Origin of the sequence: Streptomyces sp. NPDC007205 (assembly GCF_040634095.1) — a bacterium.
Lineage (GTDB): Bacteria > Actinomycetota > Actinomycetes > Streptomycetales > Streptomycetaceae > Streptomyces.
Genome location: NZ_JBEYEW010000032.1, coordinates 40743 through 64861 on the forward strand (window position 1 = coordinate 40743; position 24119 = coordinate 64861).

Sequence of the window (24119 nt, forward strand, 5' to 3'; positions counted from 1 at the left end):
CCCGAGGAGGCACCCTTGCCGTACTACGAGAGCCCCGTCGACGGCACCCGTCTGCACTACGTCGACCACGGCCCCGCCACCGGTCCCGTCGCCGTCTTCGTCTCCAGCGCGTACATGGGCCATGTGATGTGGGAGTACCAGATGCTGCCGCTCGCGGAGGCCGGCTTCCGCTGCGTGGCCCTGGACCGGCGCGGCCACGGACGGTCCGACGACGCCTGGAACGGCTACGACCTCGACACGCTCGCCGACGACGTGTACGGCCTGCTCGACCACCTCGACCTGCGCGAGGTCACTCTGATCAGCCACTCGGTCGGCAGCGGCGAGGTGATCCGCTGCCTGACCCGGCACGGCCGGGACCGGATGGCCCGGGTCGCCCTCGTCGCCGGGGTGAGTCCCGGGGTCGTCCGCTCGCCGGGCACCCCGGAGGGCGTGGACCCGGAGGCGGTGCGGGCCGACGACGAGGTGTTCCGGCGGGACCGGGCCGCGTACTTCACCGCTCTGGCCGACGACTTCTTCGCCGCCCACCTGCCCGGCAACCAGATGTCCCCGCCGTACGTCCGCCACCTGATCGACTGCTGTCTGAGCGCCACCCCGCGTGCCGCGAACGGCATGCGGGCCGTGGTGGCCGCGCTGGACATGGCCGACGAGCTGCCCGCGCTGGATCTGCCGGTGCTGGTGGTGCACGGCACCCACGACACCTCCGCGCCGCTCGCGCTCACCGGTGAGCGTGTGGCCCGGCTGGTGCCCGACGGCACGCTGAAGGTGTACGAGAACGGCGGGCACGGCCTGTTCGCCACGCACGCCGCCCGGCTCACGGCCGACCTGCGGGAGTTCATCGAGGCCGGGGCGGTACGGGCCGACGGCAGCGTCGGTGCCGCGGCGGCCGGCCGCTGACCACGAAAGGGCCCCGGCCGTGACGGGGGAATCACGACCGGGGCGTCAGGTGGTGGGCACGGATGGCGGTCGCCTCTCGGCGGAAGGCTCCACAGGGCTTCAGCCGAACGATCGTCCCTGTGGGCAGAAGGTGAGGCCCGGGGCCCTGTCCCATCCGTACCCACGGATAGTTCAACGGGCAATCACCCTGTGGTGTTCCGGCGCGCCATGTGACCGGCGCCACTCCCTATGATGCTCGGACCAGCGGACTCCCGTCGAGTCCTACGAGCAGATCCGCGGGGTCGGCATAGATCGCCTCCGCCCCGGCCTCCTCCAGGTCCGCCCGGGGAATCCCGCCGCACAGCACCCCCACACAGCGCACCCCGGCCTTGCTGCCCGCCCGCATGTCCCACACGGTGTCCCCGACGAACACCGCCCGCGAGGCCGGGACCCCGGCCAGCTCCAGGGCGTGTTCCACGGGCTCCGGGGCGGGTTTGCCCTCCCGTACGTCCTCCGAGCTCGCCGTGGCCGCGATCACCTCGTCGGCGTCGATGGCCCGGCGCAGGGCGCCCAGCTCGGCGCCGCTCGCCGAGGTGGCGAGGACCACCGCCCAGCCGTCCCGGTGCAGCCGGCGCAGCAGCTCCCCGGCCCGCGGCAGCGCGGGCAGCCGGTCGAAGTACTGGCCGTACAGGGCCTTGTGCGCGGCGCTCAGCTCGCCGTCCCGGTCCCTGTCGCGGCCGTCGCCGAGCAGGTGGGCGATCAGATCCGTGGAGCCCAGGCCGACGGCCCGGTGCACCGCGTGCATGGGCACGTCGTGCCCGGCCTGGCGGAAGGCCTCCCACCAGGTGACGACGTGCAGGTGGTTGGTGTCAACGAGGGTCCCGTCGACATCGAAGACGGCGGCTCGCTCCATCCCGGCTCCTTCCCTGGCTCCCGCTGGCGGCCGGGTACCACGCGGGCCGGGTCAGGAACCCGTCACCCGCGCCGGCACCCGCCCCTGCCGCGTCCAGGCCAGCAGCTCGTCGGCGGACCAGGTGGTCACCACCCGCTCGGCGGGCACCCCGCACTCCTCGGCCCGCGCACAGCCGAGGATCTGCCAGTCCAGCTGGCCGGGCGCGTGCGCGTCGGTGTCGACGGAGAACAGCACCCCCGCGGCCACGGCCCTGCGCAGCAGCCGGCGGGGCGGGTCCAGCCGCTCGGGACGGCTGTTGATCTCCACGGCCGTACCGGACTCGGCGCAGGCGGCGAACACCGCGTCCGCGTCGAACTCCGACTCGGGGCGCCCCCGGCCCGTCACCAGCCGCCCGGTGCAGTGCCCGAGCACATCGGCGTGCGGATCGCGCACGGCGGCCACCATCCGGCGGGTCATCGACCGGGCGTCCATCCGCAGCTTGGAGTGCACCGACACCACGACCACGTCCAGCCGCTCCAGCAGCTCCGGCTCCTGGTCCAGCGAGCCGTCCTCGAGGATGTCGCACTCGATGCCGGTCAGCAGCCGGAACGGCGCCCACCGCGCGTTCAGTTCCGCCACCACCTCCAGCTGCTCGCGCAACCGCTCCGGCGACAGGCCGCGGGCCACGGTCAGCCGGGGGGAGTGGTCGGTGAGGGCGGTCCACTCGTGCCCGAGCGCGGCAGCCGTCCGTCCCATCTCCTCGATCGGACTTCCCCCGTCGGACCAGTCCGAATGCGTGTGACAGTCCCCTCGGACCAGGGCCCGCAACTTCGCCCCCGCACCGGACCGGGACGCCGTACCGGCCTCCTCCTCCAGCTTCCGCAGATATCCGGGCACCTCCCCGGCCAACGCCTCCCGCACCACCTGCGCCGTCTTCGGCCCCACCCCCTTGAGCGCCTCCAACGTCCCGGCCGCCGCCCGGTCGGCCACGTCGTCGGCGGGCAGCTCGGCCAGCACCCGGGCAGCGGTACGAAAAGCCTTCACCCGGTACGTGGGGGCCAGCGCCCGCTCCAGAAGAAAGGCAATCCGGTCGAGAGCGGCGACGGGATCCATGCAACCCAGAGTGCCTGAGGCGCCCTGAAGGGGCGCGGGGAAACTGCGCGACCAGCCACAACGCACCCGCACCCGCGACGGCCACCCCCACGCAGCCGGACCCGTTTGCCCACCCCGCCCCCGGGTACTGCGATGCCCAACCGCAGCTGAGGAGGTCGGCCATGCCACGCGCAGCGATCGTCACCGGCGCAGACAGCGGAATCGGCCGAGCCACCGCCGTACGCCTCGCCGAAGCCGGCCTGGACATCGGCATCACCTGGCACACCGACGAGAAGGGCGCCGAAAGAACGGCGGAGGAAGTGCGCGGCACCGGCCGCCGCGCAGCCGTGGCCCAGCTGGACCTCACCCACCTGCCCGAGGCCGCCGACACGGTCGACGAGCTCTGCGGCGAGCTCGGCCGCATCGACGTCCTCGTCAACAACGCCGGTACGGGCACCATGACCCCCTACCTCGACCTGACCCTGGCGGACGTACGCCGCGTCCTGGACGTCGACCTCGTCGGCCCGTTCCTGTGCGGGCAGCGCGCTGCCCGGCGGATGATCCGGCAGGGCGACGGCGGCCGGATCGTCAACGTCACCTCCGTGCACGAGCACCAGCCCCGCGTCGGCGCGGCCCCGTACTGCGCGGCCAAGGGCGGACTCGGCCTGCTCACGCAGGTGATGGCGCTGGAACTCGCCGAATACGGCATCACCGTGAACGCGGTCGCGCCGGGCGAGATCGCCACGCCGATGACCGGCCAGGAGGACATCGACGTGCACACCGAGCGCCGGCCCGGCGTGCCGCTCGGGCGGCCCGGCGACGCCCGCGAGGTCGCCGCGGTGATCGCCTTCCTGGCGAGCCCGGACGCCTCATACGTCACCGGCGCCTCCTGGAGCGTCGACGGCGGCATGCTCCGCATGGGCCCGCAGGCCGGTTCACACCTGACCAGCGACGACTGGCGGCGTCCCTGAGCCGATGCGACCGCGGGACCGCGGACCAGTTCCTGCGCCGGCCCCGACTGCCAAGGCGTCCGCTGCGGCAGGGGCTTCCGCTACGTCGACACCGGCGGGGAGCCGCGAACAGGGCGTGACCGTCGCCCCCGTGCTCACCCGGCTGGGGGAACGCGGGGACTTCGGGCGCCCGGCCACCCGGGGTGCGGTCGAGGCGGCGGTGCCCGATCTTCCGGACGGCTCCGGTGGGTGACCCGTCGGCGCGGGTTGCGTTCTACCCTCGATGACATGACCGAACAAGCAGCTCCCCACATCTCCCATCCGCGGGTTCTGGTCCTCGGTGTGTGCCCGGGCAGGCCGGGCGAGCCGCCGTTCCGGATCATGGAGATCGACGGTCAGGTGGTCGGTGAGGCCAGGGCCGTCACCGACGTGCTGGAGGCGGCCGCGTCCTACGGCATCACCATCCACGACCTGGACGACCCGGACGTGGTCCGCTTCGTGGGCGGCGACAAGTACACCTGGACGCTGCACTGAGCCGACGGCTCAGCCGACCGACCACTTCTGGTTCGCGCCGCCCGTGCAGGTCCAGATCTGCAGGCGGGTCCCGTTGGCCGCGTTGGTCCCGGTGACGTCGAGGCACTTGTCCGCCTGCGGGTCGACGATGTCGTGTGCCCCGGTGACGGTCCACCTCTGGTTCGGGCCGCCGGTGCAGTCCCACAGCTGGACGGGCGTGCCGTCCGCGGTGCCGCCGCCGGTGGCGTCCAGGCACTTGCCGAGCGCCCGGATCGTGCCGTCGGAGCCGACCGTCCACTCCTGCGCGGCCGTGCCGTTGCAGTCGTAGAGCTGTACCGGGGTGCCGTTCGCGGGATTCGCGCCGGCCACGTCCACGCACTTGCCCGCCAGCCCGCGTATCGGCGCCCCGGCCGCGTTGTCGCTCGTCGTCACCGACACCGAGTCCACCACCAGCGCTTGCGGGAACTGGGTGCTGCCGTCGGGGTCGCCGGGCCAGTAGCCGCCGACGGCCAGGTTCAGGATCAGGAAGAACGGCCTGTTGTCGAACACCCATGTCTTCCCGCCGAGGTCGGCGGGCGTGCGCCGCTCGTAGACGTTCCCGTCCACGGACCAGGTGATCGAGCCGGGTGCCCAGTCCACGGCGAAGGTGTGGAAGGCGTCCGCGAAGGCCTGTCCGTTCGGCAGGCTGTAGGCCGCGCCGATGCCGCCGGATCCGGAGTAGCCGGGGCCGTGGATCGTGCCGTGCACGGTGGAGGGTTCGAATCCGACGTTCTCCATCACGTCGATCTCACCCGAGTCGGGCCAGTTCACGGGCGTGCCGAGCATCCAGAACGCCGGCCACATGCCCTGCCCGCGCGGGATCTTCATCCGCGCCTCGACGTGTCCGTAGCGGGCCTCGAACTTCCCGGCCGTGTTCAGCCGGGCGGAGGTGTACTGACAGCTGCCGTACCAGCACTGGTAGCCGGCCGGGTTCTCCTTGCGGGCCGTGATCACCAGGTGGCCCTGCCCGTCCAGGGCCGCGTTGCGCGTGCCCGAGGTGTAGTACTCACGCTCGTGGTTGTTGACGTTGTCGCCGGTCTCCAGCGTCCATTTCGAGGAGTCGACCGGGGAGCCCGCGGGTCCGTCGAAGGTGTCGGAGAAGGTGGTGACGGTCGCCGCCGCAGGCGCGGCGGCCGGGGCGGGCGCGGGGCCGACGGCCGCGGAACCGAGCAGCGCGGCGGACAGAGCGGCGAGGAGGCATCTGCGGAGCAGGCGTGGGGAGGCCATGACTCTCCGTTCGGCGTGGGGGGTTAAAGGGACCTACGAGGATGCCTCTTGATTTAAGGAGTGAGATAAGGGGGAGTCAATACTCTGGTACGGACCTGTCGGTGACGCTCGGTCAGTCTGCCGGTTGGCGCACACGCCGGTGCACCGCTCGCCCGAGCCGCCGCCCCAGCAGCAGCCAGCCGAGCAGCGCCCCGGTGGTGTTGAGCAGGACGTCGTCGATGTCGAAGGCCCGCCCGGTGACCAGCGCGCCCTGCGCCAGTTCCACCATCAGCATCACGAGGGCCGTGAGCGCCAGCACCCGAAGCACCCCTCGGGCCCGCGGCGCGAGGACCGGCACCAGCACCCCGAACGGGACGCCGAGGAGCACGTTTCCGCCGATCTGCCGCACCGCGTCCGCCGTCCGCGCCTGCTCCACGTACGCCCGCAGAGAGGCGCCGGGGTGCAGGTTGCTGTGCGTCAGATGCACCGAGGCGGGCGACGGCTCCAGGGTGATCCGGGCCAGGGCGGCGGCGAACGCCACCATGCACGCGAAGGCGACCAGCATCGCCAGCAGCCGCAGGGGCAGGGCAAGCGCATGCCGCTCGGCCGGCGGGCGGGAGGCGGCGCGGCCCGTACGGTCCTTCGGCCGCCGCGGGCGGGGCTGCTCGGCCCGCCGCCGCTTCCCCGGCAGGCGCAGTACGGCGGGCAGGTGCGGGAGGGTGCGGGCCATGAGGTCCTCCGGTCGCCAACTTCCCCGTTGCGTCATGCGGTTACCCGGCAACCGGCCCGGGATGCCACCGCCCGGACGGCTCCGGGTGCACGGTGGCGTTTCCGTTCACGCTCCCGGGGCACTCCGGCTGCGGACCCGCGTGCCGCCGCCCCGCCGCGGGCCCGGCGGTGCTTGGATGCCCGAGCGGCGACTCGGACACATCGCCGCCTACATGGACAGAGCGGACCGAGGAGGTGGTCGATGACCCGGCGTACGGCCCCGCGCACGGCACTCCTCGCCCTCGGGGAACTCCTGGCCTGGTGGGGGGCGCTGGCGCTGCTGTGGCTGATGTTCATCACGTCGGTCGACACCCTGGAACGGATCGTCGGAGGGAGCGCCGCGGCCGTCGGGGCGCTGCTGGCGCGGGCCGGCCGGCGGGCGGTGACCTGGCGGTGAACGGCTGGATCCTCGCGGCGACCGTCGAACTGGGCGGGGGAGGGGCGGCCGCCCTGTGGGGCGTCAGCACCGGCCCGCCGGCCCGCCGGGTCGTCGCCCAGAACATGACCACCTCGGCCCTGTGCCCGGCCCTGCTGCTGCTCTCCCAGGGCTACGGCCGCCCGTCCTACGTCGACCTCGCCCTGCTGCTGGCCCTGCTCGGCCCGGTCGGCACGCTCGTCTTCGCCCGGCTCCTCTCCGACGACCTGGAAGGCGGGCGGCCGAGCGCCTGGGGACTGACCTGGACCGCCGCCGGAGCGGGCGCGGCAGTCGTGATCGCCGTGTGCGTCGCCACCGGCCCGGGCCGGGCGATGGTGAAGCTCCTGATCATCGGCGCCCTGCTGATCTCCGGCAACGTGATCGCCTCCCGCGCGCTGTCGGGCGGTTTCCGGGGGGTGCGCGGTGGATGAGGCGCGCGGGGCCCCGACGCGGGCGGTCGGAGCGGGCGCGGGTGGGCTGCCGGGGTGTGCGGCGGCTGGAGCGCGTGCGGGTCTGCTGCCCAAATCCGCGGCGACCGAAGTGCGTACGGATCGGCTGCGCGAGAGCGCGGTGGCCGATGTGCCCCCGGGTCGTCCGGGGGATTGCGCGGTACCGAGCATGCGTGGGGGCAGGTCGCAGGGATGCCCGCCGGTCGTGGTGCCGGCGGGCTGGTTGAAGGGATGGGTGGTGGTTGGTGTGCCGGCGGTTCGGTTTGGGGCCGTGGCGGCTGCTGGGGGCGTGGGGTGGCTGTGGGGATGTGGTGCGTCCGGGGTGCGCGGGGGTGGGCTGCGGGGGTGTGCGGCGGTCGTGGTGCCGGCGGGCTGGTTGAAGGGGTGGCTGGTGGTTGGTGTGCCGGCGGTTCGGCTTGGGGCCGTGGCGGCTGCTGGGGGCGTCAGGGGGCTGCCGGGGCGTCGTGCGTCCGAGGTGGGCGTGGGCCGGCCGCGGGGGTGTGCGGCGGTCGAGCGGTATGTGAGCTGGTCGAACGGGTGTGCGGCTGTGGATGCGCGTGCGGGCCGGCCGCAGGAGTGTGCGGTGGCTGATGGACCGTCGGCGGGTTCGAGCGGAGGTGTCGTATGGACGATGCCGTGATCGTCGTCGCGCTGCTGCTGATGGCCGCGTCCGCCACCGCGGCCGTGGTCCAGCGCGACCCCGCCCGCCAGGCGCTGGTGCTGTCCGTGCTCGGGTCCGTGCTGGCCGTGCTGTTCACCGTGCTCCAGGCCCCGGACGTCGGCCTGTCCCAGCTGGCCGTCGGCTCCGCGCTCACCCCGCTGCTGATCATGCTGAGCGTGCGCAAGGTCAGACGGCGTGGCCGTGAGAAGGAGGGCGCCCAGTGAAGCGGCTGCGGCTCGCCCTGCTGGCCGTCGGCGGCGCCGGCCTCGCCGCGCTGCTCGTCGCCGCCTGCCTCGACCTGCCCGGCTTCGGCGGCCGCAGCCACCCCTACGGCACCCGCGCCGTACACGCCTCCCTCACCCGGCACACCGCCAACACCATCGCCTCCGTCAACTTCGACCAGCGCGCCTACGACACCCTCGGCGAGATGAGCATCCTGTTCGCCGCCGTCCTGGGCTGCGTGGTGCTGCTGCGCCAGGCCCGCGACGAGCACCGGGCACAGCCGCAACCCGCCGAGGTGGCCCGGCCGGTCCGCCGCTACGCCCTGCTCGTGCTGCCCGTCGCCCTGGTCACCGGCCTCTACGTCATCGCCCACGGCCAGCTCAGCCCCGGCGGTGGCTTCCAGGGCGGGGTCGTCGCCGCGACCGCCCTGCACCTGCTCTACCTCGGCGCCGACTACCGCGCACTGGAACGCGTCCGCCCGCTCGCCGTCTACGAGACCTCCGACGCCCTCGCCGTCTCCTCGTACCTCGTGCTGGGCGCCGCCGGAGTCCTGGCCGGCACCGCGTTCCTCGCCAACACCCTGCTGCCGTACGGCACCTTCAACACCCTGTCCTCCGGCGGCACCGTCCCCCTGCTGAACGCGGCCATCGGCATGGAGGTGGCGAGCGCGGTCGTCGTCCTGCTCGCGAACTTCCTGGACCAGGCCGTCGAGATCGAGGAGGAACACGGGAGTTGAGTACACCGTGATGCACGTCCTTCCCTACCTGGTCGCCGCCTACATCTTCCTGACCGGCTGCTACGGCCTCGCCACCAGCCGCAACCTCATCCACGCCGTGGGCTGTCTCGCGGTGTGCCAGTCCTCGACCTATGTGCTGCTGCTGGCGGTCGGCTACCGGGACGGCGCCACCGCACCCGTCTTCTCCGACATCCAGCCCGGCTCCCGGCCCGTGGTCGACCCGGTCGTACAGGCGCTCACCCTGACCGACATCGTCGTCGGCGCCACCGTCACCGCGCTGCTGCTCGCGCTCGTCCTGCAGATCGCCAAACGGCACGGCACGGTCGACCCCGACGAACTGCGGGAGTTGCGCGGCTGATGCACCATCTGCTCCCGCTGCTCGTCGCGGTCCCGCTGCTGGGCGCCGCCCTGCTGGTGGCCGTCGGACGCCGTCTGCCGAGGATCGCCGTCGAGATCACCGGCTTCGCGGTCTCCGGCGCCACGGCCGCCCTCGCGCTCGTCCTGCTGCTCGACTCCTCGCCGCCGATGGTCGAGTGGGTCGGCGGCTGGCTGCCCGTCGGCGGCGAGAGCGTCGGCATCGTCGTGGTCGGCGACGGCCCCGCGCTCGGCATGGCCACCCTCGTCTCCCTGCTGACGCTGGCGGCCCTGGCCTACTCCTGGCGCTACTTCGACGAGCCCCCGCGCGGCCACCGCGGCGCCTTCACCGCGCTGATGCTCGTCTTCCAGGGCGCCATGTGCGGGTTCGCCATCGCCGGCGACCTGTTCAACGCGTTCGTGTTCTTCGAGCTGATGAGCGTCACCGCGTACGCGCTCACCGGCTACCGCATCGACGACCCGAAGGCCGTACAGGGCGCGCTGACCTTCGGTGTCGTCAACTCCCTCGGCGCGTACACCATGCTCATGGGCATCGCGCTGCTGTACGCGCGCACCGGTGAGCTGGCCATGGCGAAGATCGGCCGAGGCCTCGACACGGCGGCCGGGCACGGCGGACCGGACGCGCTGGTCCTCGCCTCCTTCGTGCTGGTCCTGACCGGACTTCTGGTGAAGTCGGCCGCCGTACCCTTCCACTTCTGGCTCCCGGACGCGCACGCCGTCGCCCCCACCCCGGTCTGCATGCTGCTGTCCGGCGTGATGGTGGAACTCGGCGCCTACGGCGTCTGGCGCGTGTACGGCACCGTCTTCGCCGGGCCCGGCGGCATCCCCGCCGCCGACCTGACCCGGGCCCTGGTGACCCTGGGCACCCTCACGGCCGCGACCGGTGCCGTGATGTGCTGGTACCAGCGGCACATCAAACGGCTCCTGGCCTACTCCACCGTCGCCCACACCGGACTGTTCCTCGTCGGCCTCGGTCTCCTCACCCCCGAGGGCGACGACGGGGTCGCCCTGTACATGCTCGGGCACGCCGGGGTGAAGGCGGCGCTGTTCGCCTGTGCCGGAGTGCTGCTCGACCGGTACGGCAGCGTCGACGAGCACGCCCTGTACGGTCGGGCCCGCGAACTGCGCACGACCGCGGTGCTGTTCGCGGTGGGCGCCCTCGGCCTCGCCGGTCTGCCCCCGTTCGGTACGGCGCTCGGCAAGGCGGTGACCGAGGAGGCGGCCGGCGGCCCGCTCACCGTCGTGTACGTGGCCGCTTCCGCGATCACCGCCGGCGCCGTCCTGCGGGTCACCGCCCGCGTGTTCCTCGGCCTCGGGCCGCGCCCCGAGAACGCCGACTCCGACCTGGAGACCAGCGGATCCGGGGAGGAACCCGAGACCAGCGGCCTGCTCAGCCGGATCCCGGACACCATGACGACGGTGCCCGCCGTGCTGCTCGCCGCCGCCCTCGCCGTCGGCGTGGGCCCCGGCTTCGGCGACCTGGTCGCCCGCTCCGTCAACGAGGCCGGCTCGGGCGGCGCCCACGCCTCCGTCCACTGGACGCTCCCCGGCGTGCTGCTGGGCCTCGCCTCCACCGCGCTGGCCGTGGCCCTCGCCGGACTCGCCGTGACCCGCCCGCACTGGACCGCGGCCCCCGACTGGGCCCGGCCGCTGCGGCGCCTGCAGTCCGGCCACGTCGGCGACTACGTGGCCTGGCTGCTGGTGGGCGCCACGCTGCTGGGGGCGCTGGCCCTGCCGGGGGTGCTGGGCGGCTGATCAGCCTGCCGAGGTGCCGTAGGAGACGTGCACCTCCCTGAAGCCGAGGGAGCGCAGCAGCCCCTGGAGCATGCCGGTGGTGTTGGTCTCGGCGCGGGCGGTCAGCCCGCTGCTCCTGGCCGCGTCGCCGATGTGCCGGACGGCGAGTTTCTGCACGGCCTGCTCGCTGTCGGGATTGTCCGAGAACAGGTCGCCGAGCCGGTCCAGCAGCCCGCGCTGCTTGGACACGGCGTAGGAGCGGTCGGGGTCGAGGGCCGGCCTGCCGAGCCGCGCGTGCGGCAGCCGGAGCGTGGCAGACGTACGGTCGCCGTTGACCGACACGTCCTTCTCGCCGAGCCGGCCGAGGTCGACATACGCGTCCACGGTGCCCGCGCCGACGTACAGGGTGCGGGTGCCGCGGATCGCGTCGGGCAGGAACCTCGCGTCCTTCTCCAGGTCGACCACCACCTGGAAGTTGCCCGAGGCGGCGTCGTAACGGCTCATGTCCTGGATCGATGTGAGCAGCGCGGGTCCGGAACGGTCGTGCGTCTCGGTGCCGAACAGGTCCTTGATGCCGGGCAGTACGGCCAGCCGGATCCCGGCGAACAGCACGGCGAGCACCAGGACGAGCGCGGCGACGGCCTTGGCCCAGCCGGGCAGGTGTCTCACGGAAGTCGTCATCGCGACGGTCCTCCTTCCTGCTCTCCGCATGCCCGCCAACCGCCCTGCCAGACCGGTACGTCGACGCAACCGCACCCCTGACCTGCGCGCCGGGTGAGCGGGGCGCGCCAGTAGCATGACGGCCCAGCCCGTGACGATTCTGCGAGGAGCGGATCGTGCGAGACATCGCTGTCTTCAGCGGCAGTGCCCACCCCGGCCTGGCGCGCGAGGTCTGCGCCCACCTCGGGGTGCCGCTCAGCCCCACCCTGGTCAGCCGGTTCGCCAACGACTGCCTGGGAGTGCAGCTTCAGGCCAACTGCCGGGAGCGGGACGTGTTCCTGATCCAGCCGCTGGTCCGCCCCGTGCAGGAACACCTGGTGGAACTGCTGCTGATGTGCGACGCCGCCCGCGGCGCCTCCGCGGCCCGGATCACCGTCGTCATGCCGCACTACTCCTACGCCCGCTCCGACAAGAAGGACGCACCGCGCATCTCCATCGGCGGCCGGCTGGTCGCCGATCTGCTCGTGGCGGCGGGTGCGACCCGGGTGCTCGCGATGACCCTGCACTCCCCCCAGGTGCACGGCTTCTTCTCGGTGCCGGTCGACCACCTGAACGCGCTGCGCGAACTCGCCGCGCATTTCCGGCAGTACGACCTCACGCACACCACGGTGGTCTCGCCGGACCTCGGCAATGCCAAGGAGGCCGCCGCCTTCGCCCGGCTCATCGGGGCGCAGGTGGCGGCCGGCGCCAAACAGCGGTTCGCGGACGACCGGGTGAGCATCAGCTCCGTCATCGGCGATGTCGCCGGGCGGGACGTCATCGTGCTGGACGACGAGATCGCCAAGGGCAGCACCGTGCTGGAACTCCTCGGTCTCCTGCGCGCGTCGGGCGTGAGGTCGGTCCGGGTGGCCTGCACGCACGGGCTGTTCGCGGCAGGGGCGCTGAAGCGGCTGAGCGGGCAGCCGGACGTGCTGGAGATCGTCTGCACCAACACCGTGCCGGTCCCCGCGGACGGGCAGCCCACGGACAAGCTGCGCGTGCTCTCCATCGCCCCGGCCCTCGCCGAGGCGGTACGGCGCATTCACAACGGTGAATCCGTCAGCGCCCTGTTCGAGCCGTCGTAGAGCTCACAGTGAGCCGGACGCGGCCCCGGACCGGGCCAGCGCCGCGTCCAGCGTGGGGTGCGGGGGCAGCAGCCGGGACAGCCCGGTGACCCGGAAGACGCGCAGGGTCAGCGGGTGCGCACACACCAGGTGCAACTGCCCGCCGCCGCCCAGGACCCGGGCGCGGGCCCGGTACAGCAGCCGCAGCCCCGAGCAGTCGAAGAACTCCACCGGCCGCAGGTCGATGACGACCCTGGCACCGGGCCGGGCGGTGACCCGGTCCAGGAGCGGGCCGATCTCCGTGGCCGAGACCAGATCGATCTCGCCCCGCAGCTCCAGGACCGTGTGCGCCCGGTGCTCGTACACGCGGAGGTGACGGGTGAACGGTGCAGGCTCGTCTCGCACGCCGGCATCACCTCCCACCCGTGCCCGGACGTCGGTCTCCCGATCGTCAAGTTACCCTTGATGGAAGGAATTTGAGCATGTTCGATTGACATATGTCTTCGAGTTTGGCGCTTGTCACCCGGTAACTGCCGTAAGACGACCAACAGTCGACCCGTCAGCCGGCCCGTCAGCCGGCCCGTCAGTCGACCAGAAGGACCAGCTTCCCCGTGGTCCGTCCGGTGTCGCCCACTTCGTGTGCCTTCGCCGCGTCGGAGAGCGGGAACGTCCCGGCGATCGTCGCCTTCAGCTTCCCCGACTCCGCCAGCTCCGCGATCTTCTCCATCCCGGCCCGGTCGGCGTCCACCAGCATGCGCACGGCCCGTACCCCGAGCCGCTCGGCCTCGTCGTAGAAGTCCTGGGAGCCCACCGGGAGGATCGACACCACGACACCGCCCGGCCGCAGCACCTTCAGCGAGTCGACGGAGGTGTCCCCACCGAGCGTGTCCAGGACCACGTCGACGTCCCGCACCGTCTCCGTGACGTCGGTGGACCGGTAGTCGACCGGCTCGTCCACCCCGATCTCCCGCAGGAAGTCGTGCTTGCCCGCGCTGGCCGTGCCGATCACATACGCGCCCCGCGCCTTGGCGATCTGCACGGCCACGTGCCCGACGCCGCCCGCCGCCGCGTGGATCAGCACCCGCTGCCCGGCCCGCAGGTCCGCGTGCTCGGTCAGCGCCTGCCAGGCGGTCAGGGACACCAGCGGCAGCGCGCTCGCCTGGGTGTGGTCGATCGCGGCCGGCTTGTGCGTCAGGGCGCGGACCGGGGCGATCACGTACTCGGCGTGCGAGCCGTGGCCGTAGGGGTAGGGCAGCATGCCGAAGACCTCGTCGCCGGGCTGGAAGGCGGCCACGCCGATCCCGGTCTCGACGACCTCGCCGGAGACGTCCCAGCCGAGGACGAACGGCGGCTCGCCCAGGAACCCGCCGGTGGCCCGGTGCTTCCAGTCGGTGGGATTGACCCCGGCGGCCCGCACCCGGACCAGCACCTGGTTCGGGCCCGGCTGCGGCCGCTCCACTCGTACTTCCTTCAGGACCTCGGGACCGCCGAGGACGTCCTGGCTGATGGCTCGCATCGTGTTCACATCGCTCATGGTCACCCAGCCTGCCGGGCACCGCCCGCTCGGGAAATGGCATGATTGCCAAGCTTCGATAGGATCGTGCCATGCATGACATGGAGCTGCGCACCCGGCCGCCCGAGCGGGTGGTCGTCCTGGCCCTGGACGGCGTCTACCCCTTCGAGCTGGGCATCCCCGGCCGCATCCTCGGCGCCGCCGACGGCCACTACGAGGTGCTGACCTGCTCGGTCGACGGCGGCCCCGTGCGCACCAACGCCGACTTCACGATCGGTGTCGCACACGGCCCGGAGATCCTCGGGACGGCGGACACGGTGGTGGTCACCTCCATGCCGCCCGCGTACATCCCCGCGCGGCTGCCGGACGAGGTCGCCGCGGCGCTCGCCCGTATCCGCCCGGACGCGCGGATCGTGTCGATCTGCACGGCCGCCTTCGTGCTCGCCGAGGCCGGCCTGCTCGACGGCCGCCGCGCGACCACGCACTGGCAGGTCGCCGACGTCTTCCGCCGCCGGTTCCCCAAGGTGGACCTGGACCCGGACGTCCTCTTCGTCGCCGACGGCCGCATCCTCACCTCGGCCGGAGCCGCTTCCGGCGTGGACATCTGCCTGCACATCGTGCGCACCGACCACGGCAGCGAGCTCGCCAACTCCGTCGCCCGTCGCTGTGTCGTCCCGCCGTTCCGGGACGGCGGCCAGGCCCAGTACATCGAGCAGCCGGTCCCGGTCAGCGGCGCCGCGAGCACGGCCGCGACCCGGGCCTGGGCCCTGGAGCGCCTGGACGAGCCGCTCACCCTGTCCGACCTCGCCGGACACGCCCGGATGAGCCTGCGCACCTTCGCCCGCCGCTTCAACGACGAGGTCGGCCTCAGCCCCGGCCGCTGGCTGATCCAGCAGCGCGTCGCCCGCGCCCGGCACCTGCTGGAGGCCAGCGACCTGCCGGTGGACCGGATCGCCGCCGAGGTCGGCTTCGCCACCGGCGCCTCGCTGCGGCAGCACCTGCACGCGGCGATCGGCGTGTCCCCGCAGGCCTACCGCCGCACCTTCCAGCAGGCCCGCTGAGCCGTCACGGCGGGGCCGGGTCCGCGCACGGGTTCACTCGGCCGCGTAGACCCGCTCCCCGCCCACGTAGGTGAGCGCCACGGCCGTCCCCGCGATCGCCTCCGGCGGCCCGGCGAACGGGTCGCGGTCCAGTACCACCAGGTCGGCGAGCGCCCCGACGGCCACCCGGCCGGTGTCGTCCAGATGGTTCACGTACGCCGAGCCGGCCGTGTACGCCGTCAGTGCGTCCGCGAGGCCGAGCCGTTCCTCCGGCAGGAACACCGGTCCGCTGCCGCCCGGCTCGACCCGGTTGACCGCGACATGGATGCCCTGGAGCGGATCGGGGCTGCTCACCGGCCAGTCGCTGCCCGCCGCGAGCCGCGCCCCCGAGCGCAGCAGCGCGCCGAACGGGTACTGCCGGGCGGCCCGTTCGGGCCCGAGGAAGGGGATCGTCAGCTCGTCCATCTGCGGCTCGTGTGCGGCCCACAGCGGCTGGATGTTCGCGGTGGCGCCGAGCCGGGCGAAACGCGGTATGTCGTCGGGGTGCACGACCTGCAGGTGTGCGAGGTGCGGCCGGGTGTCGCTCGGCCCGTTCGCTGCCCGGGCCGCCTCGACCGCGTCCAGCGCGTCGCGTACGGCCCGGTCACCCAGCGCGTGGAAGTGGCACTGGAAGCCGAGGGCATCCAACTCCGTGACGTACTTCGGCAGGTGAGCGGGGTCGAGGAAGCTCTTGCCGCGGTTGGCGGTCACGCAGCCGCACCGGTCCAGATAGGGGTCCAGCAGCGCGGCCGTGCCGTTCTCGGCGACCCCGTCCAGCATCAGCTTCACGGCACCCGCCCGGAACCGGCCGTGACTCGACTGGACGCGTTTCTCCACGAGTTCGGGAATCTGCTCGGCCCCGCGCTCCCGGTCCCACCACAGCGCGCCCACGACCCGCGCGGTGAGCGAGCCGTCCCACGCCGCGGCGATATACGCCTCGGCCGGGTCGTCCATGCCCAGGAAGTCGCCGACCAGCGCGTCCTGCCAGGCGGTGATGCCGAGCGCGTGCAGATGCCGCTGGGCGTGCAGCAGCGCGGCCAGCCGGTCGGCCGGTGTGGCGGGCGGGGTGAGCCGGCCGACCAGCTGCATCGCCCCTTCCTGCAGCGTGCCGTCCGGCTCTCCGGCGGCGTTCCGCTCGATCCGCCCGTCCGCCGGGTCGGGCGTGTGGCGGTCGATGCCGGCCAGCTCCAGCGCCCGGCTGTTGACCCAGGCGCCGTGGTGGTCCCGGTTGGGCAGATACACCGGCCGGTCCGGTACGACCGCGTCCAGCAGCTCCTTCGTCGGCGTACCGCCCGCGAACGCCTCCATCGACCAGCCGCCGCCGAGGATCCACTCCCGCCCGGGATGCGCCTCGGCGTAGGCGCGCACGGCGGCCACGGTGTCCTCGGCGGTCGTCGTGCCGCTCAGATCGCACCGGGCCAGCTCCAGTCCGGCGGGCACCGGATGGACGTGCGCGTCCTGGAAGCCGGGCAGCAGCAGCCGTCCGGAGAGGTCCACCACCTCCGTGCCCGGCCCGGTCAGGTCGCGCAGCTCGTCGCCGCCGACCGCGGTGACGCGTCCCCCGGTGACGGCGACGGCGCTCGCGGTACGGCCGTTGGGGGTGAGGACGGGGCCGCCGGTGAAGAGCAGGTCAGCGTGCATGGTGCCTTTCCTGGTCGGTCGGTGGGGCGCGGTGAACGCGGACATGATCATCGCAAGGGGCATGAGCAGCGGCAATGGCCTCCGCTGCAGAGTGCGGAAGCCCACGCCCGCCCGGACACGCCTTGATCACATGCGCGCGGAGATCCCGGACCGACGGCCACACTGGACGGGAGCCGTATCCCGAGGAGGCCGTACGCCATGACCCCACCGCCCGCCCGCACCGCCGAACAGCGCAAGAAGGACACCCTGCACCGGCTGGAGCACGACATCGACGTCTGGGTCTCCACCGCCGGCCCCGACGGTGGCGCCCCCTATCTCGTGCCGCTGTCCTTCGTGTGGGACGGCGCCACCCTGCTGATCGCCACCCCGGCCGAGAGTCCCACCGGCCGCAACCTCGTGGCCACCGGCCGCACCCGCCTCGGCCTCGGCCCGACCCGGGACGTCGTCGTGATCGAGGGCACCGCCCAGGCGGTGACACCGGAGGACCTGGCCGAGGAGGACGCCGAGGTGTTCGCCGGCAAGACCGGCTTCGACCCCCGCCAACTCTCCACCCGCTACCTGTACTTCAAGATCCTCCCGCAGCGCGTCCAGGCCTGGCGTGAGGAGAACGAGCTGAGGGGCAGGGAGCTGATGCGGGACGGCGAGTGGCTGAGCGCCCCGTAGGGGCCACAACGCACCCGCAGCCGCGTATCGTCCGCATCCCCGCGGCGGGTTGGCGGGCTCAGTCCCGGCCTCCCTCCTCGGCGGCCACCGGCCACTGACCCGTAGACCGTGCGATGGCCCTCGCGCCCGTGCGGTCCACCGCGCTGCGGACCACGGCGAAGATCGCGCCCTGGACCGCCGCGGCCAGCAGGATCTCGCCCCAGCCGCGGTCCTGGTCGAGGGCGTCGGGCGCGTCGTCCTCGTGCCGGATCGCCTTCCACGCCTGCCGGAAGGCCATTCCGGCCAGCGCGCCGCTCGCCCAGCTCAGCACGAAGCCGATCGGCTGGTAGACGAAGGGAAGCTTTTTCTTCTTTTTCTTGGCCATGTGTGACTCCTTCCTCGTCGGACGGCCGTCAACCGGGCCGCCCCGCGGGGCCCACCCGTTCGCCAGGGCGCACCGGTCCCGGCGCCGTGCCGTCGCCGAACGGCCGGCCGCCCAGCTCCTCGCGGTGGTGCGGAACCAGCCAACCGGCGAGGTTGGGGCCGACGGGCACGATCCCGGTGGGGTTGATGCCGGTGTGCACCTGGTAGTAGTGGCGCTTGATGTGGTCGAAGTCGACGGTGTCACCGAACCCGGGTGTCTGGAACAGGTCCCGGGCGTACGCCCACAGCACCGGGTGCTCCGTCAGCTTCCAGCGGTTGCACTTGAAGTGGCCGTGGTAGACGGCGTCGAACCGGACCAGCGTGGTGAACAGCCGGATGTCCGCTTCCGTGAGGGTGTCGCCGACCAGATACCGCTGTCCGGCCAGTCGTTCGGCGAGCATTTCCAGCCGCCGGAAGACGCCCGTGCACGCCTCCTCGTACTCCTTCTGCTGCGTGGCGAACCCGGCCCGGTACACACCGTTGTTCACGTCCTTGTACACCTCGGCCATCACCTGGTCGATCTCCTCCCGCCGGGCCTGGGGGTACAGGTCGGGCGCGCCGGGGCGGTGCACGGCCGTCCACTCGGTGGCCAGGTCCAGGGTGAGCCGCTGGTAGTCGTTGGTGACCAGCCGTCCGCTGGGTACGTCCACGATCGCGGGCACGCTGACCCCGCCCGGATAACCGGTTTCGCGGCGGTCGTAGGCCTCGCTCAGGAACCGGATGCCGAGCACCGGGTCCCGGCCGTCGGGGTCCAGGGTGAACCGCCAGCTGCGGTCGTCCTGGATCGGATCGGCGATGGCCATCGAGAGCGCCTCCTCCAGGCCCAGCAGCCGCCGGGAGATCACCGCCCGGCTCGCCCACGGACAGGCGCGGGAGACCACCAGCCGGTAACGGCCCGCCTCCACCGGCCAGCCGTCCCGTCCGTCGGCGGTGATCCGGTCCGTGAAGTGGCTCCTGGACCGGCTGAACGTCTTGTGGCCGTAGCCACGGTTGCCGTCGCTGCCCATGTCTCCTCCTCGCCGCCCGGTGCTTCCCGGATTCGCCTTCCCCGTTTTCCGCCGCCCGCACGGTGTGATCCGCCCGCACGGGGGCAGTCGTCGTCAGGTGAGCGGGACATCCCCGGAACGGAAGCAGGCCGCACGAACGGCCGAGGACAACGCCACGTCCCCCACACCGGCCGCCGCGCAGTACGGCGAGCCGGGTCGCGGGGCGCCCGGTACGGCTGCCCCGCAGGCCGCAGCGCGGGCTGGCGGGCGCAGCCGCGGGGGGCCGGGGGCGGATGCCGCGCCCGCCGCCGTGGGGAAGGGTGACCAGAGCCGTGCCGGCCCCGCGTCCGACTCGCGCACGAAGGTCACCGTTCTCGTGGCGCTCGCCGCCAATCTGGTGATCGCCGTCGCCAAGGCCGTCGGCGGTGTCCTCGCGGGCTCGCCCGCGCTGCTGTCGGAGGCCGCGCACTCCGTCGCCGACAGCCTCAACGAGGTGTTCCTGCTGGCCGCGCTGCGCCGCAGCCGCCGCCCCGCGGACGAACGACACCCCTTCGGCTACGGCAAGGAACGCTTCTTCTGGTCCCTCCTCGCCGCCGTCGGCATCTTCGTCATGGGTGGCTGTTTCTCCTTCTTCCAGGGCGCCGAGGCACTGAGTCAGGGCACCGAGGAGACGTTCGGCGGCTATGTCGCGGGCCTGATCGTGCTGGGCGTGGCCCTCGTCGCCGAAGGCCTCTCGCTGCTGCGGGCCCTGCACCAGGTGCGCCGGCAGGGCGGCGGCCTCGGCTCGCTGAGCGACCCGGCACTGCGCACGGTGGTCGCCGAGGACGGCACGGCGGTGCTCGGGGTGACGCTCGCCCTCGCCGGGATGGCCCTGCACATGGTGACCGGGCAGGTCGCGTGGGAGGCGTCGGCCTCGCTGGCGATCGGCGTACTGCTGGTGTACGTCGCCTACCGGCTCGGCCGCGACGCCCGTGACCAGCTCATCGGCCAGGCCGCCGACCCGGAGCTGAGCGGCCGTATCCGCGCGCTGCTGCGCGCGCAGCCGGAGATCGACAGCGTGGAGGCGCTGTTCACGATGAAGATGGGCCTCGACTCCACCCTGGTGGCCGCCCGCATCGACCTGGTGCCGGGCCTGGACAGCGAGCAGGTGGAGGAGGTCGCCGTACGCATCAAACGGTCGCTGGCGAGGACCTTCCCCGAGGCCGACCAGATCTTCCTGGACGTGACGGACCGGCCGGCGGGCGAGGCAGCGGAGAGCCCCGCCGCGACGGGGGAACGCGGCGGGGCCTGAGGCACGGGTGCCCGCCCCAGGGCGAGTTCACACCCGACCGGCACAGATATTTCTGAAACCGGCCGGTGCACGGCGCGAATCCGCTCCCGCCGGCCCTTCTCGGTCAGCTCTCCCCGACGGGCTCCAGCACGAAGACCGGGATCTCCCGCGAGGTCTTCTCCTGGTAGTCGGCGTACGGCGGGTACGCGGCGACGGCCCGCTCCCACCACCGCGCCTTCTCCTCGCCGGTGACCTCACGGGCCCTCATGTCCCGCTTCACCGGCCCGTCCTGCAGCTCGACATGCGGATCTGAGATGATGTTGAAGTACCACACCGGATGCCTGGGCGCGCCGCCCTGCGAGGCGACCACCGCGTACGTCCCCTCGTGCTCCACCCGCATCAGCGGGGTCTTGCGGATCTTTCCGCTCTTCGCGCCCCGGGAGGTCAGCACGACGACCGGCAGCCCGGTGTCCAGGAGCGTCGTGCCCTTCGTCCCGCCGGAGCTCTCGTACAGCTCGACCTGCTCGCGCACCCACTGCGTCGGGCTGGGCTCGTACTCGCCCTCAAGAGGCATGGGATCCGTCCCCTTCGTCGGTCCAACAGCTGTCTGCCACCGGCATTCAACACCGGCGGCCCCGCGAATCATCCGCACCGCGGACCGGTTGGGCCGGCCGGGTGATGACCTCCGGGGTCATCGCGCCGCCCGGTGCACGCGGCACAGTGGTCCACGTCCCGACGGTCCGCCCTCTGCAGGGAGTTGCCTGCTGAAGGCCAGCCACGACGTGTCGCCCCGCGCCGCGGTCGAGGAACGGCTGCACCCGATCGGCCAGGGCGCCCCGGAGCGGATCGCCGAACTGTACGCGGACGGCTGCGACTGGCGGCTCGACCGGCCGGAGGAGGAGCACGGCCGCGCCGCACCCCGTGGATCCGGCACCGCCCACCCGCGCCGCCGCCGCGCACTACCGCGAACCGGCCGCGTACCCCGTGCCGGAGCGGGCGGACACCCGGCCGCGCCTACGCCGCCCGGTTCGCCCTGCACCTCACCATGCGCGCCGGTATGGTCGTACGGCATCACGCGTATGGGGACAGCCTGCCGTGACCGGTGAACGCGTACCGAGCCGTGGCCGGATCCCGCCCCTCCAGTCACTGTTCTTCGGCCAGATACCGCACCTCACCGAAGTGGCCGAACTTGCCGTGGACCCATAGGTGCCTGAGGCATCTAATGAAGATCGGCACGACGCACTTCTTCGTCTGCGAGGTCTTTCCATGACGGCACTGACGGACACCACCGGCCCGGCGAACCCGGCCGAACCCGTCGCCTTCCCGCAGGACCGCACCTGCCCCTACCACCCGCCCACCGGATACGCACCGCTGCGCGACGGGCGCGCCCTGTCCCGCGTCACCCTCTTCGACGGCCGCGAGGTCTGGGCGGTCACCACGCACGCCACCGCCCGCGCCCTGCTCGCCGACCCCCGACTGTCCAGCGACCGCCGCCACCCCGACTTCCCCGTTCCCACCGAGCGTTTCGCGGGCATCCGCGACCGCCGGGTGGCCCTGCTCGGGGTGGACGATCCCGAGCACCAGCGACAGCGGCGGGTGATGATCCCGTCGTTCACCGTCCGGCGCGCGACCGGGATGCGGCCGTGGATCCAGCGGACCGTGGACGGGCTGCTGGAGGCGATGATCGCCGAGGGGCCACCCGCCGAGCTGGTCTCCGCCTTCGCGCTGCCCGTGCCCTCGATGGTGATCTGCCGTCTGCTCGGAGTGCCGTACGCCGACCACGAGTACTTCGAGGAACAGTCCCGCCGGCTGCTGCGCGGCCCCACGGCGGCCGACACCCAGGACGCCCGCGACCGCCTGGAGAGCTACCTCGGAGAGCTGGTCGACGACAAGGCGAAGCAGACCGAACCCGGCGACGGCATCCTCGACGACCTCGTCCACCACCAGCTGCGCGAGGGCACCGTCGGTCGCGGGGAACTCGTCCGGCTGGCCGTCATCCTGCTGGTCGCGGGCCACGAGACGACCGCCAACATGATCTCCCTCGGCACCTACACCCTGCTCCGGCATCCCGCCCGGCTGGCCGAGCTGCGCGCCGACCCGGCGCTGCTGCCCGCCGCCGTCGAGGAGCTGATGCGGATGCTGTCCATCGCGGACGGGCTGCTGCGGGTGGCGCTGGAGGACATGGAGATCGCCGGCACCACCATCCGGGCCGGCGAGGGCGTGCTCTTCCCGACCTCGGTGATCAACCGCGACCCGGCCCAGTACGAGGAGCCCGACAGCCTGGACTTCCACCGCCCCGCCCGCCACCACGTGGCCTTCGGCTTCGGCATCCACCAGTGCCTGGGCCAGAACCTCGCCCGCGCGGAGCTGGAGATCGCTCTGGGTACCCTGCTGACCCGGCTGCCGGGGCTGCGGCTGGCCGTCCCGGCCGAGGACGTCCGCTTCAAGCCCGGCGACACGATCCAGGGGATGCTGGAACTCCCCGTGACCTGGTAAGAGGCTCTGTTCATGCGCATCGACATCGACACGGACGTCTGTATCGGAGCCGGCCAGTGCGCGCTGGCCGCACCGGGCGTCTTCACCCAGGACGACGACGGTTACAGCACGCTGCTGCCCGGACGCGAGGACGGCGCCGGCGACCCGATGGTCCGGGAGGCGGCCCGCGCCTGCCCGGTGAGTGCCATCACGGTGTCGGAGACGGCCGGCTGAGCTCGCCCCGGCCGGCGGCCGCCACCAACGCCCGCGCCGCCTCGCGGGCCTCGGCCGCCGGCCGGGTGCTCCCGGTGATGCCCGCCGTCACCATGGCACCCTCGGCCAGCAGGAACAGCGGCCCGGCCAGCGCGGCGGGCAGCCCGGCGTCCTCCACGAGCGAGGCGAGGCAGCCCCGGAACGCCTCCTTGTGCGCGCGTACCTGCGCGGCCACCGGGGCCGACGTGGCGCCCAGCTCGCCATGGGCGTTGATCCAGGCGCAGCCCCGGAATCCGTCCTCGCCGAACCACCCTTCCAGCCAGTCGAACACGGCCGGGATCCGCTCCCGCGGGTCCCGCTGCCCCGCCACGTGCGCGGCAAGGCGGGCGCGCCAGCGCTCGTCCCGCCGCGCCAGCCAGGCCGCGACGAGCTGCTCCTTGGCGGGGAAGAGCTGGTAGAGGCGCTTGAGCGAGACACCCGACGCGCCGCGCAGCTCGTCCATGCCCACGGACTGGACGCCGCGGGCGTAGAACAGTTCCTCGGCGGCGTCGAGCGCCCGGTCCCGGGCGGTCGCGCTGTCCATCGGCGACACCATCACTCCTCGATGTGTTCCTTGACGACATGTTCCTTGACGACGTGTTCCTTGACGCGAGAACGGGCGTTCTCCTACGGTAGCAGCCATGCGGAGAACGATCGTTCTCCGATGCTGTCCGAGCCCAGGAGGAGACCATGGCCGACCGACCGCCCCTGCCGCCGTTCACCCGCGAGACCGCCGCGCAGAAGGTCCAGGCCGCCGAGGACGCCTGGAACACCCGGGATCCGCACAAGGTGGCGCTCGCCTACTCCGAGGACTCCGTCTGGCGCAACCGCGACACCTTCGTCACCGGCCGCGACGGGATCGTCGCGTTCCTCACCGCCAAATGGCAGCGCGAGCTGGACTACGCGCTGCGCAAGGACCTGTGGGCCTTCGACGGCAACCGCATCGCCGTCCGCTTCCAGTACGAGTCCCACGACGCCGACGGCCAGTGGTGGCGCTCCTACGGCAACGAGCTGTGGGAGTTCGACGAGCACGGCCTGATGACCCGGCGGGAGGCGAGCATCAACGACGTAGCCATCGAGGAGAAGGAGCGCCGCATCCACGGACCGCGCCCCGAGGCCGAGCGAGGGGTGTCCTTCCCGCTTCAGTAGG

General features: G+C 72.8%; 28 protein-coding genes and 1 pseudogene. 17 read left to right on the forward strand and 12 right to left on the reverse strand.

What is annotated here, in order from left to right:
• Window positions 1-15: 15 nt before the first annotated feature.
• Window positions 16-894, forward strand: a complete 879-nt coding sequence (locus ABZ624_RS33870; protein ID WP_360097804.1) for an alpha/beta hydrolase — start codon at window positions 16-18, stop codon at window positions 892-894.
• Between the two features lie 226 nt (window positions 895-1120).
• On the opposite strand, the gene ABZ624_RS33875 is transcribed toward ABZ624_RS33870, so the two are convergent.
• Both ABZ624_RS33875 and ABZ624_RS33880 read right to left on the reverse strand, forming a co-directional pair.
• Complete coding sequence (locus tag ABZ624_RS33875; RefSeq protein WP_360097807.1) at window positions 1121-1786, reverse strand: HAD family hydrolase; 666 nt, start codon at window positions 1784-1786, stop codon at window positions 1121-1123.
• Window positions 1787-1837: 51 nt separating this feature from the next.
• On the reverse strand, window positions 1838-2878 hold the full coding sequence (locus tag ABZ624_RS33880) for a PHP domain-containing protein (protein WP_360097810.1): 1041 nt from the start codon (window positions 2876-2878) through the stop codon (window positions 1838-1840).
• A 161-nt stretch (window positions 2879-3039) separates the two neighbouring features.
• Between ABZ624_RS33880 and ABZ624_RS33885 the strand changes: the two genes are divergently transcribed.
• Together ABZ624_RS33885 and ABZ624_RS33890 are read left to right on the forward strand one after the other, a co-directional pair.
• Window positions 3040-3828, forward strand: coding sequence for an SDR family oxidoreductase (locus ABZ624_RS33885; protein WP_360097813.1), 789 nt, complete (start codon window positions 3040-3042; stop codon window positions 3826-3828).
• A gap of 267 nt (window positions 3829-4095) precedes the next feature.
• Window positions 4096-4341: a hypothetical protein gene (locus ABZ624_RS33890; protein WP_360097816.1), complete on the forward strand. Its 246-nt coding sequence runs from the start codon at window positions 4096-4098 to the stop codon at window positions 4339-4341.
• A gap of 9 nt (window positions 4342-4350) precedes the next feature.
• Here ABZ624_RS33890 and ABZ624_RS33895 read toward each other — a convergent pair whose 3' ends face one another.
• On the reverse strand, window positions 4351-5586 hold the full coding sequence (locus ABZ624_RS33895) for a lectin (protein ID WP_360097818.1): 1236 nt from the start codon (window positions 5584-5586) through the stop codon (window positions 4351-4353).
• Between the two features lie 112 nt (window positions 5587-5698).
• Window positions 5699-6295, reverse strand: coding sequence for a VanZ family protein (locus tag ABZ624_RS33900; RefSeq protein WP_360097821.1), 597 nt, complete (start codon window positions 6293-6295; stop codon window positions 5699-5701).
• A gap of 240 nt (window positions 6296-6535) precedes the next feature.
• Between ABZ624_RS33900 and ABZ624_RS33905 the strand changes: the two genes are divergently transcribed.
• The 6 genes from ABZ624_RS33905 (at window position 6536) to ABZ624_RS33930 (ending at window position 10946) form a co-directional block, all read left to right on the forward strand.
• Window positions 6536-6730: a hypothetical protein gene (locus ABZ624_RS33905; RefSeq protein WP_360097824.1), complete on the forward strand. Its 195-nt coding sequence runs from the start codon at window positions 6536-6538 to the stop codon at window positions 6728-6730.
• Window positions 6727-7179 (forward strand): MrpF/PhaF family protein, encoded by a 453-nt coding sequence (locus ABZ624_RS33910; RefSeq protein ID WP_360097827.1) that lies wholly within the window; start codon window positions 6727-6729, stop codon window positions 7177-7179. Before ABZ624_RS33905 ends, ABZ624_RS33910 begins: the two co-directional genes overlap by 4 nt.
• A gap of 642 nt (window positions 7180-7821) precedes the next feature.
• A complete protein-coding gene (locus ABZ624_RS33915; protein ID WP_360097830.1) occupies window positions 7822-8082 on the forward strand; it encodes a hydrogenase subunit MbhD domain-containing protein in 261 nt (86 codons plus the stop codon).
• Window positions 8079-8816, forward strand: coding sequence for an MnhB domain-containing protein (locus tag ABZ624_RS33920; protein ID WP_360097833.1), 738 nt, complete (start codon window positions 8079-8081; stop codon window positions 8814-8816). The genes ABZ624_RS33915 and ABZ624_RS33920 overlap by 4 nt, the downstream gene beginning before the upstream one ends.
• Window positions 8817-8826: 10 nt before the next feature.
• Window positions 8827-9174 (forward strand): sodium:proton antiporter, encoded by a 348-nt coding sequence (locus ABZ624_RS33925; RefSeq protein ID WP_360097916.1) that lies wholly within the window; start codon window positions 8827-8829, stop codon window positions 9172-9174.
• Entirely contained in the window at window positions 9174-10946 is a 1773-nt protein-coding gene (locus ABZ624_RS33930; RefSeq protein WP_360097836.1) for a complex I subunit 5 family protein, read from the forward strand. Before ABZ624_RS33925 ends, ABZ624_RS33930 begins: the two co-directional genes overlap by 1 nt.
• On the opposite strand, the gene ABZ624_RS33935 is transcribed toward ABZ624_RS33930, so the two are convergent.
• Complete coding sequence (locus ABZ624_RS33935; RefSeq protein WP_360097839.1) at window positions 10947-11606, reverse strand: DUF4230 domain-containing protein; 660 nt, start codon at window positions 11604-11606, stop codon at window positions 10947-10949.
• A gap of 155 nt (window positions 11607-11761) precedes the next feature.
• Here ABZ624_RS33935 and ABZ624_RS33940 point away from each other — a divergent pair, with 155 nt between their 5' ends.
• Window positions 11762-12709, forward strand: coding sequence for a ribose-phosphate diphosphokinase (locus ABZ624_RS33940; protein WP_360097842.1), 948 nt, complete (start codon window positions 11762-11764; stop codon window positions 12707-12709).
• 3 nt (window positions 12710-12712) lie between these two features.
• Here the strand turns inward: ABZ624_RS33940 and ABZ624_RS33945 are convergent, their stop codons facing one another.
• Both ABZ624_RS33945 and ABZ624_RS33950 read right to left on the reverse strand, forming a co-directional pair.
• Window positions 12713-13093, reverse strand: a complete 381-nt coding sequence (locus tag ABZ624_RS33945) for an anti-sigma factor antagonist (RefSeq protein ID WP_360097845.1) — start codon at window positions 13091-13093, stop codon at window positions 12713-12715.
• A 178-nt stretch (window positions 13094-13271) separates the two neighbouring features.
• The gene (locus ABZ624_RS33950; protein WP_360097847.1) at window positions 13272-14222 is read right to left on the reverse strand and encodes an NADP-dependent oxidoreductase; all 951 of its coding nucleotides are present in this window, start codon (window positions 14220-14222) and stop codon (window positions 13272-13274) included.
• A gap of 71 nt (window positions 14223-14293) precedes the next feature.
• On the opposite strand from ABZ624_RS33950, the gene ABZ624_RS33955 reads away from it, so the two are divergent.
• Window positions 14294-15262 carry a helix-turn-helix domain-containing protein gene (locus ABZ624_RS33955; protein ID WP_360097850.1) on the forward strand — a complete coding sequence of 323 codons (969 nt, stop codon included), beginning with the start codon at window positions 14294-14296 and terminating at the stop codon, window positions 15260-15262.
• Between the two features lie 33 nt (window positions 15263-15295).
• Here the strand turns inward: ABZ624_RS33955 and ABZ624_RS33960 are convergent, their stop codons facing one another.
• Window positions 15296-16921, reverse strand: coding sequence for an amidohydrolase (locus ABZ624_RS33960; RefSeq protein ID WP_360097853.1), 1626 nt, complete (start codon window positions 16919-16921; stop codon window positions 15296-15298).
• A gap of 198 nt (window positions 16922-17119) precedes the next feature.
• Between ABZ624_RS33960 and ABZ624_RS33965 the strand changes: the two genes are divergently transcribed.
• Window positions 17120-17584 (forward strand): pyridoxamine 5'-phosphate oxidase family protein, encoded by a 465-nt coding sequence (locus tag ABZ624_RS33965; RefSeq protein ID WP_360097856.1) that lies wholly within the window; start codon window positions 17120-17122, stop codon window positions 17582-17584.
• Window positions 17585-17642: 58 nt separating this feature from the next.
• Here ABZ624_RS33965 and ABZ624_RS33970 read toward each other — a convergent pair whose 3' ends face one another.
• Both ABZ624_RS33970 and ABZ624_RS33975 read right to left on the reverse strand, forming a co-directional pair.
• Window positions 17643-17948 carry a DUF4235 domain-containing protein gene (locus ABZ624_RS33970; RefSeq protein WP_360097859.1) on the reverse strand — a complete coding sequence of 102 codons (306 nt, stop codon included), beginning with the start codon at window positions 17946-17948 and terminating at the stop codon, window positions 17643-17645.
• A 28-nt stretch (window positions 17949-17976) separates the two neighbouring features.
• On the reverse strand, window positions 17977-18993 hold the full coding sequence (locus ABZ624_RS33975) for a glutathione S-transferase C-terminal domain-containing protein (RefSeq protein ID WP_360097862.1): 1017 nt from the start codon (window positions 18991-18993) through the stop codon (window positions 17977-17979).
• A gap of 289 nt (window positions 18994-19282) precedes the next feature.
• Between ABZ624_RS33975 and ABZ624_RS33980 the strand changes: the two genes are divergently transcribed.
• Window positions 19283-20263 (forward strand): cation diffusion facilitator family transporter, encoded by a 981-nt coding sequence (locus tag ABZ624_RS33980; protein WP_360097919.1) that lies wholly within the window; start codon window positions 19283-19285, stop codon window positions 20261-20263.
• 103 nt (window positions 20264-20366) lie between these two features.
• Here ABZ624_RS33980 and ABZ624_RS33985 read toward each other — a convergent pair whose 3' ends face one another.
• Entirely contained in the window at window positions 20367-20816 is a 450-nt protein-coding gene (locus ABZ624_RS33985; protein WP_360097865.1) for a nitroreductase family deazaflavin-dependent oxidoreductase, read from the reverse strand.
• A 208-nt stretch (window positions 20817-21024) separates the two neighbouring features.
• Here ABZ624_RS33985 and ABZ624_RS33990 point away from each other — a divergent pair.
• From ABZ624_RS33990 to ABZ624_RS34000, 3 genes and pseudogenes are all read left to right on the forward strand, one after another.
• Window positions 21025-21341 (forward strand): annotated as a pseudogene (locus ABZ624_RS33990) (ketosteroid isomerase).
• A gap of 167 nt (window positions 21342-21508) precedes the next feature.
• A complete protein-coding gene (locus tag ABZ624_RS33995; RefSeq protein ID WP_360097868.1) occupies window positions 21509-22738 on the forward strand; it encodes a cytochrome P450 in 1230 nt (409 codons plus the stop codon).
• Window positions 22739-22750: 12 nt separating this feature from the next.
• Window positions 22751-22951 (forward strand): ferredoxin, encoded by a 201-nt coding sequence (locus ABZ624_RS34000; protein ID WP_360097871.1) that lies wholly within the window; start codon window positions 22751-22753, stop codon window positions 22949-22951.
• Here ABZ624_RS34000 and ABZ624_RS34005 read toward each other — a convergent pair.
• Entirely contained in the window at window positions 22926-23513 is a 588-nt protein-coding gene (locus ABZ624_RS34005; protein ID WP_360097874.1) for a TetR/AcrR family transcriptional regulator, read from the reverse strand. The genes ABZ624_RS34000 and ABZ624_RS34005 overlap by 26 nt on opposite strands.
• A gap of 146 nt (window positions 23514-23659) precedes the next feature.
• Between ABZ624_RS34005 and ABZ624_RS34010 the strand changes: the two genes are divergently transcribed.
• A complete protein-coding gene (locus ABZ624_RS34010; RefSeq protein ID WP_360097877.1) occupies window positions 23660-24118 on the forward strand; it encodes a nuclear transport factor 2 family protein in 459 nt (152 codons plus the stop codon).
• The last annotated feature ends 1 nt before the right edge of the window (window position 24119 follow it).

Bases quoted from the DNA above. Each gene is read 5' to 3' on its own strand.
- ABZ624_RS33875 (WP_360097807.1), bottom strand. From the start codon at position 1,786: ATGGAGCGAGCCGCCGTCTTCGATGTCGACGGGACCCTCGTTGACACC.
- ABZ624_RS33925 (WP_360097916.1), top strand. From the start codon at position 8,827: ATGCACGTCCTTCCCTACCTGGTCGCCGCCTACATCTTCCTGACCGGC.
- ABZ624_RS33985 (WP_360097865.1), bottom strand. From the start codon at position 20,816: ATGCCTCTTGAGGGCGAGTACGAGCCCAGCCCGACGCAGTGGGTGCGC.
- ABZ624_RS33935 (WP_360097839.1), bottom strand. From the start codon at position 11,606: ATGACGACTTCCGTGAGACACCTGCCCGGCTGGGCCAAGGCCGTCGCC.
- ABZ624_RS33930 (WP_360097836.1), top strand. From the start codon at position 9,174: ATGCACCATCTGCTCCCGCTGCTCGTCGCGGTCCCGCTGCTGGGCGCC.
- ABZ624_RS33905 (WP_360097824.1), top strand. From the start codon at position 6,536: ATGACCCGGCGTACGGCCCCGCGCACGGCACTCCTCGCCCTCGGGGAA.
- ABZ624_RS34000 (WP_360097871.1), top strand. From the start codon at position 22,751: ATGCGCATCGACATCGACACGGACGTCTGTATCGGAGCCGGCCAGTGC.
- ABZ624_RS33950 (WP_360097847.1), bottom strand. From the start codon at position 14,222: ATGAGCGATGTGAACACGATGCGAGCCATCAGCCAGGACGTCCTCGGC.
- ABZ624_RS33895 (WP_360097818.1), bottom strand. From the start codon at position 5,586: ATGGCCTCCCCACGCCTGCTCCGCAGATGCCTCCTCGCCGCTCTGTCC.
- ABZ624_RS34010 (WP_360097877.1), top strand. From the start codon at position 23,660: ATGGCCGACCGACCGCCCCTGCCGCCGTTCACCCGCGAGACCGCCGCG.
- ABZ624_RS33915 (WP_360097830.1), top strand. From the start codon at position 7,822: ATGGACGATGCCGTGATCGTCGTCGCGCTGCTGCTGATGGCCGCGTCC.
- ABZ624_RS33955 (WP_360097850.1), top strand. From the start codon at position 14,294: ATGCATGACATGGAGCTGCGCACCCGGCCGCCCGAGCGGGTGGTCGTC.
- ABZ624_RS33995 (WP_360097868.1), top strand. From the start codon at position 21,509: ATGACGGCACTGACGGACACCACCGGCCCGGCGAACCCGGCCGAACCC.
- ABZ624_RS33890 (WP_360097816.1), top strand. From the start codon at position 4,096: ATGACCGAACAAGCAGCTCCCCACATCTCCCATCCGCGGGTTCTGGTC.
- ABZ624_RS33965 (WP_360097856.1), top strand. From the start codon at position 17,120: ATGACCCCACCGCCCGCCCGCACCGCCGAACAGCGCAAGAAGGACACC.
- ABZ624_RS33975 (WP_360097862.1), bottom strand. From the start codon at position 18,993: ATGGGCAGCGACGGCAACCGTGGCTACGGCCACAAGACGTTCAGCCGG.
- ABZ624_RS33900 (WP_360097821.1), bottom strand. From the start codon at position 6,295: ATGGCCCGCACCCTCCCGCACCTGCCCGCCGTACTGCGCCTGCCGGGG.
- ABZ624_RS33970 (WP_360097859.1), bottom strand. From the start codon at position 17,948: ATGGCCAAGAAAAAGAAGAAAAAGCTTCCCTTCGTCTACCAGCCGATC.
- ABZ624_RS33885 (WP_360097813.1), top strand. From the start codon at position 3,040: ATGCCACGCGCAGCGATCGTCACCGGCGCAGACAGCGGAATCGGCCGA.
- ABZ624_RS33880 (WP_360097810.1), bottom strand. From the start codon at position 2,878: ATGGATCCCGTCGCCGCTCTCGACCGGATTGCCTTTCTTCTGGAGCGG.
- ABZ624_RS34005 (WP_360097874.1), bottom strand. From the start codon at position 23,513: ATGGACAGCGCGACCGCCCGGGACCGGGCGCTCGACGCCGCCGAGGAA.
- ABZ624_RS33960 (WP_360097853.1), bottom strand. From the start codon at position 16,921: ATGCACGCTGACCTGCTCTTCACCGGCGGCCCCGTCCTCACCCCCAAC.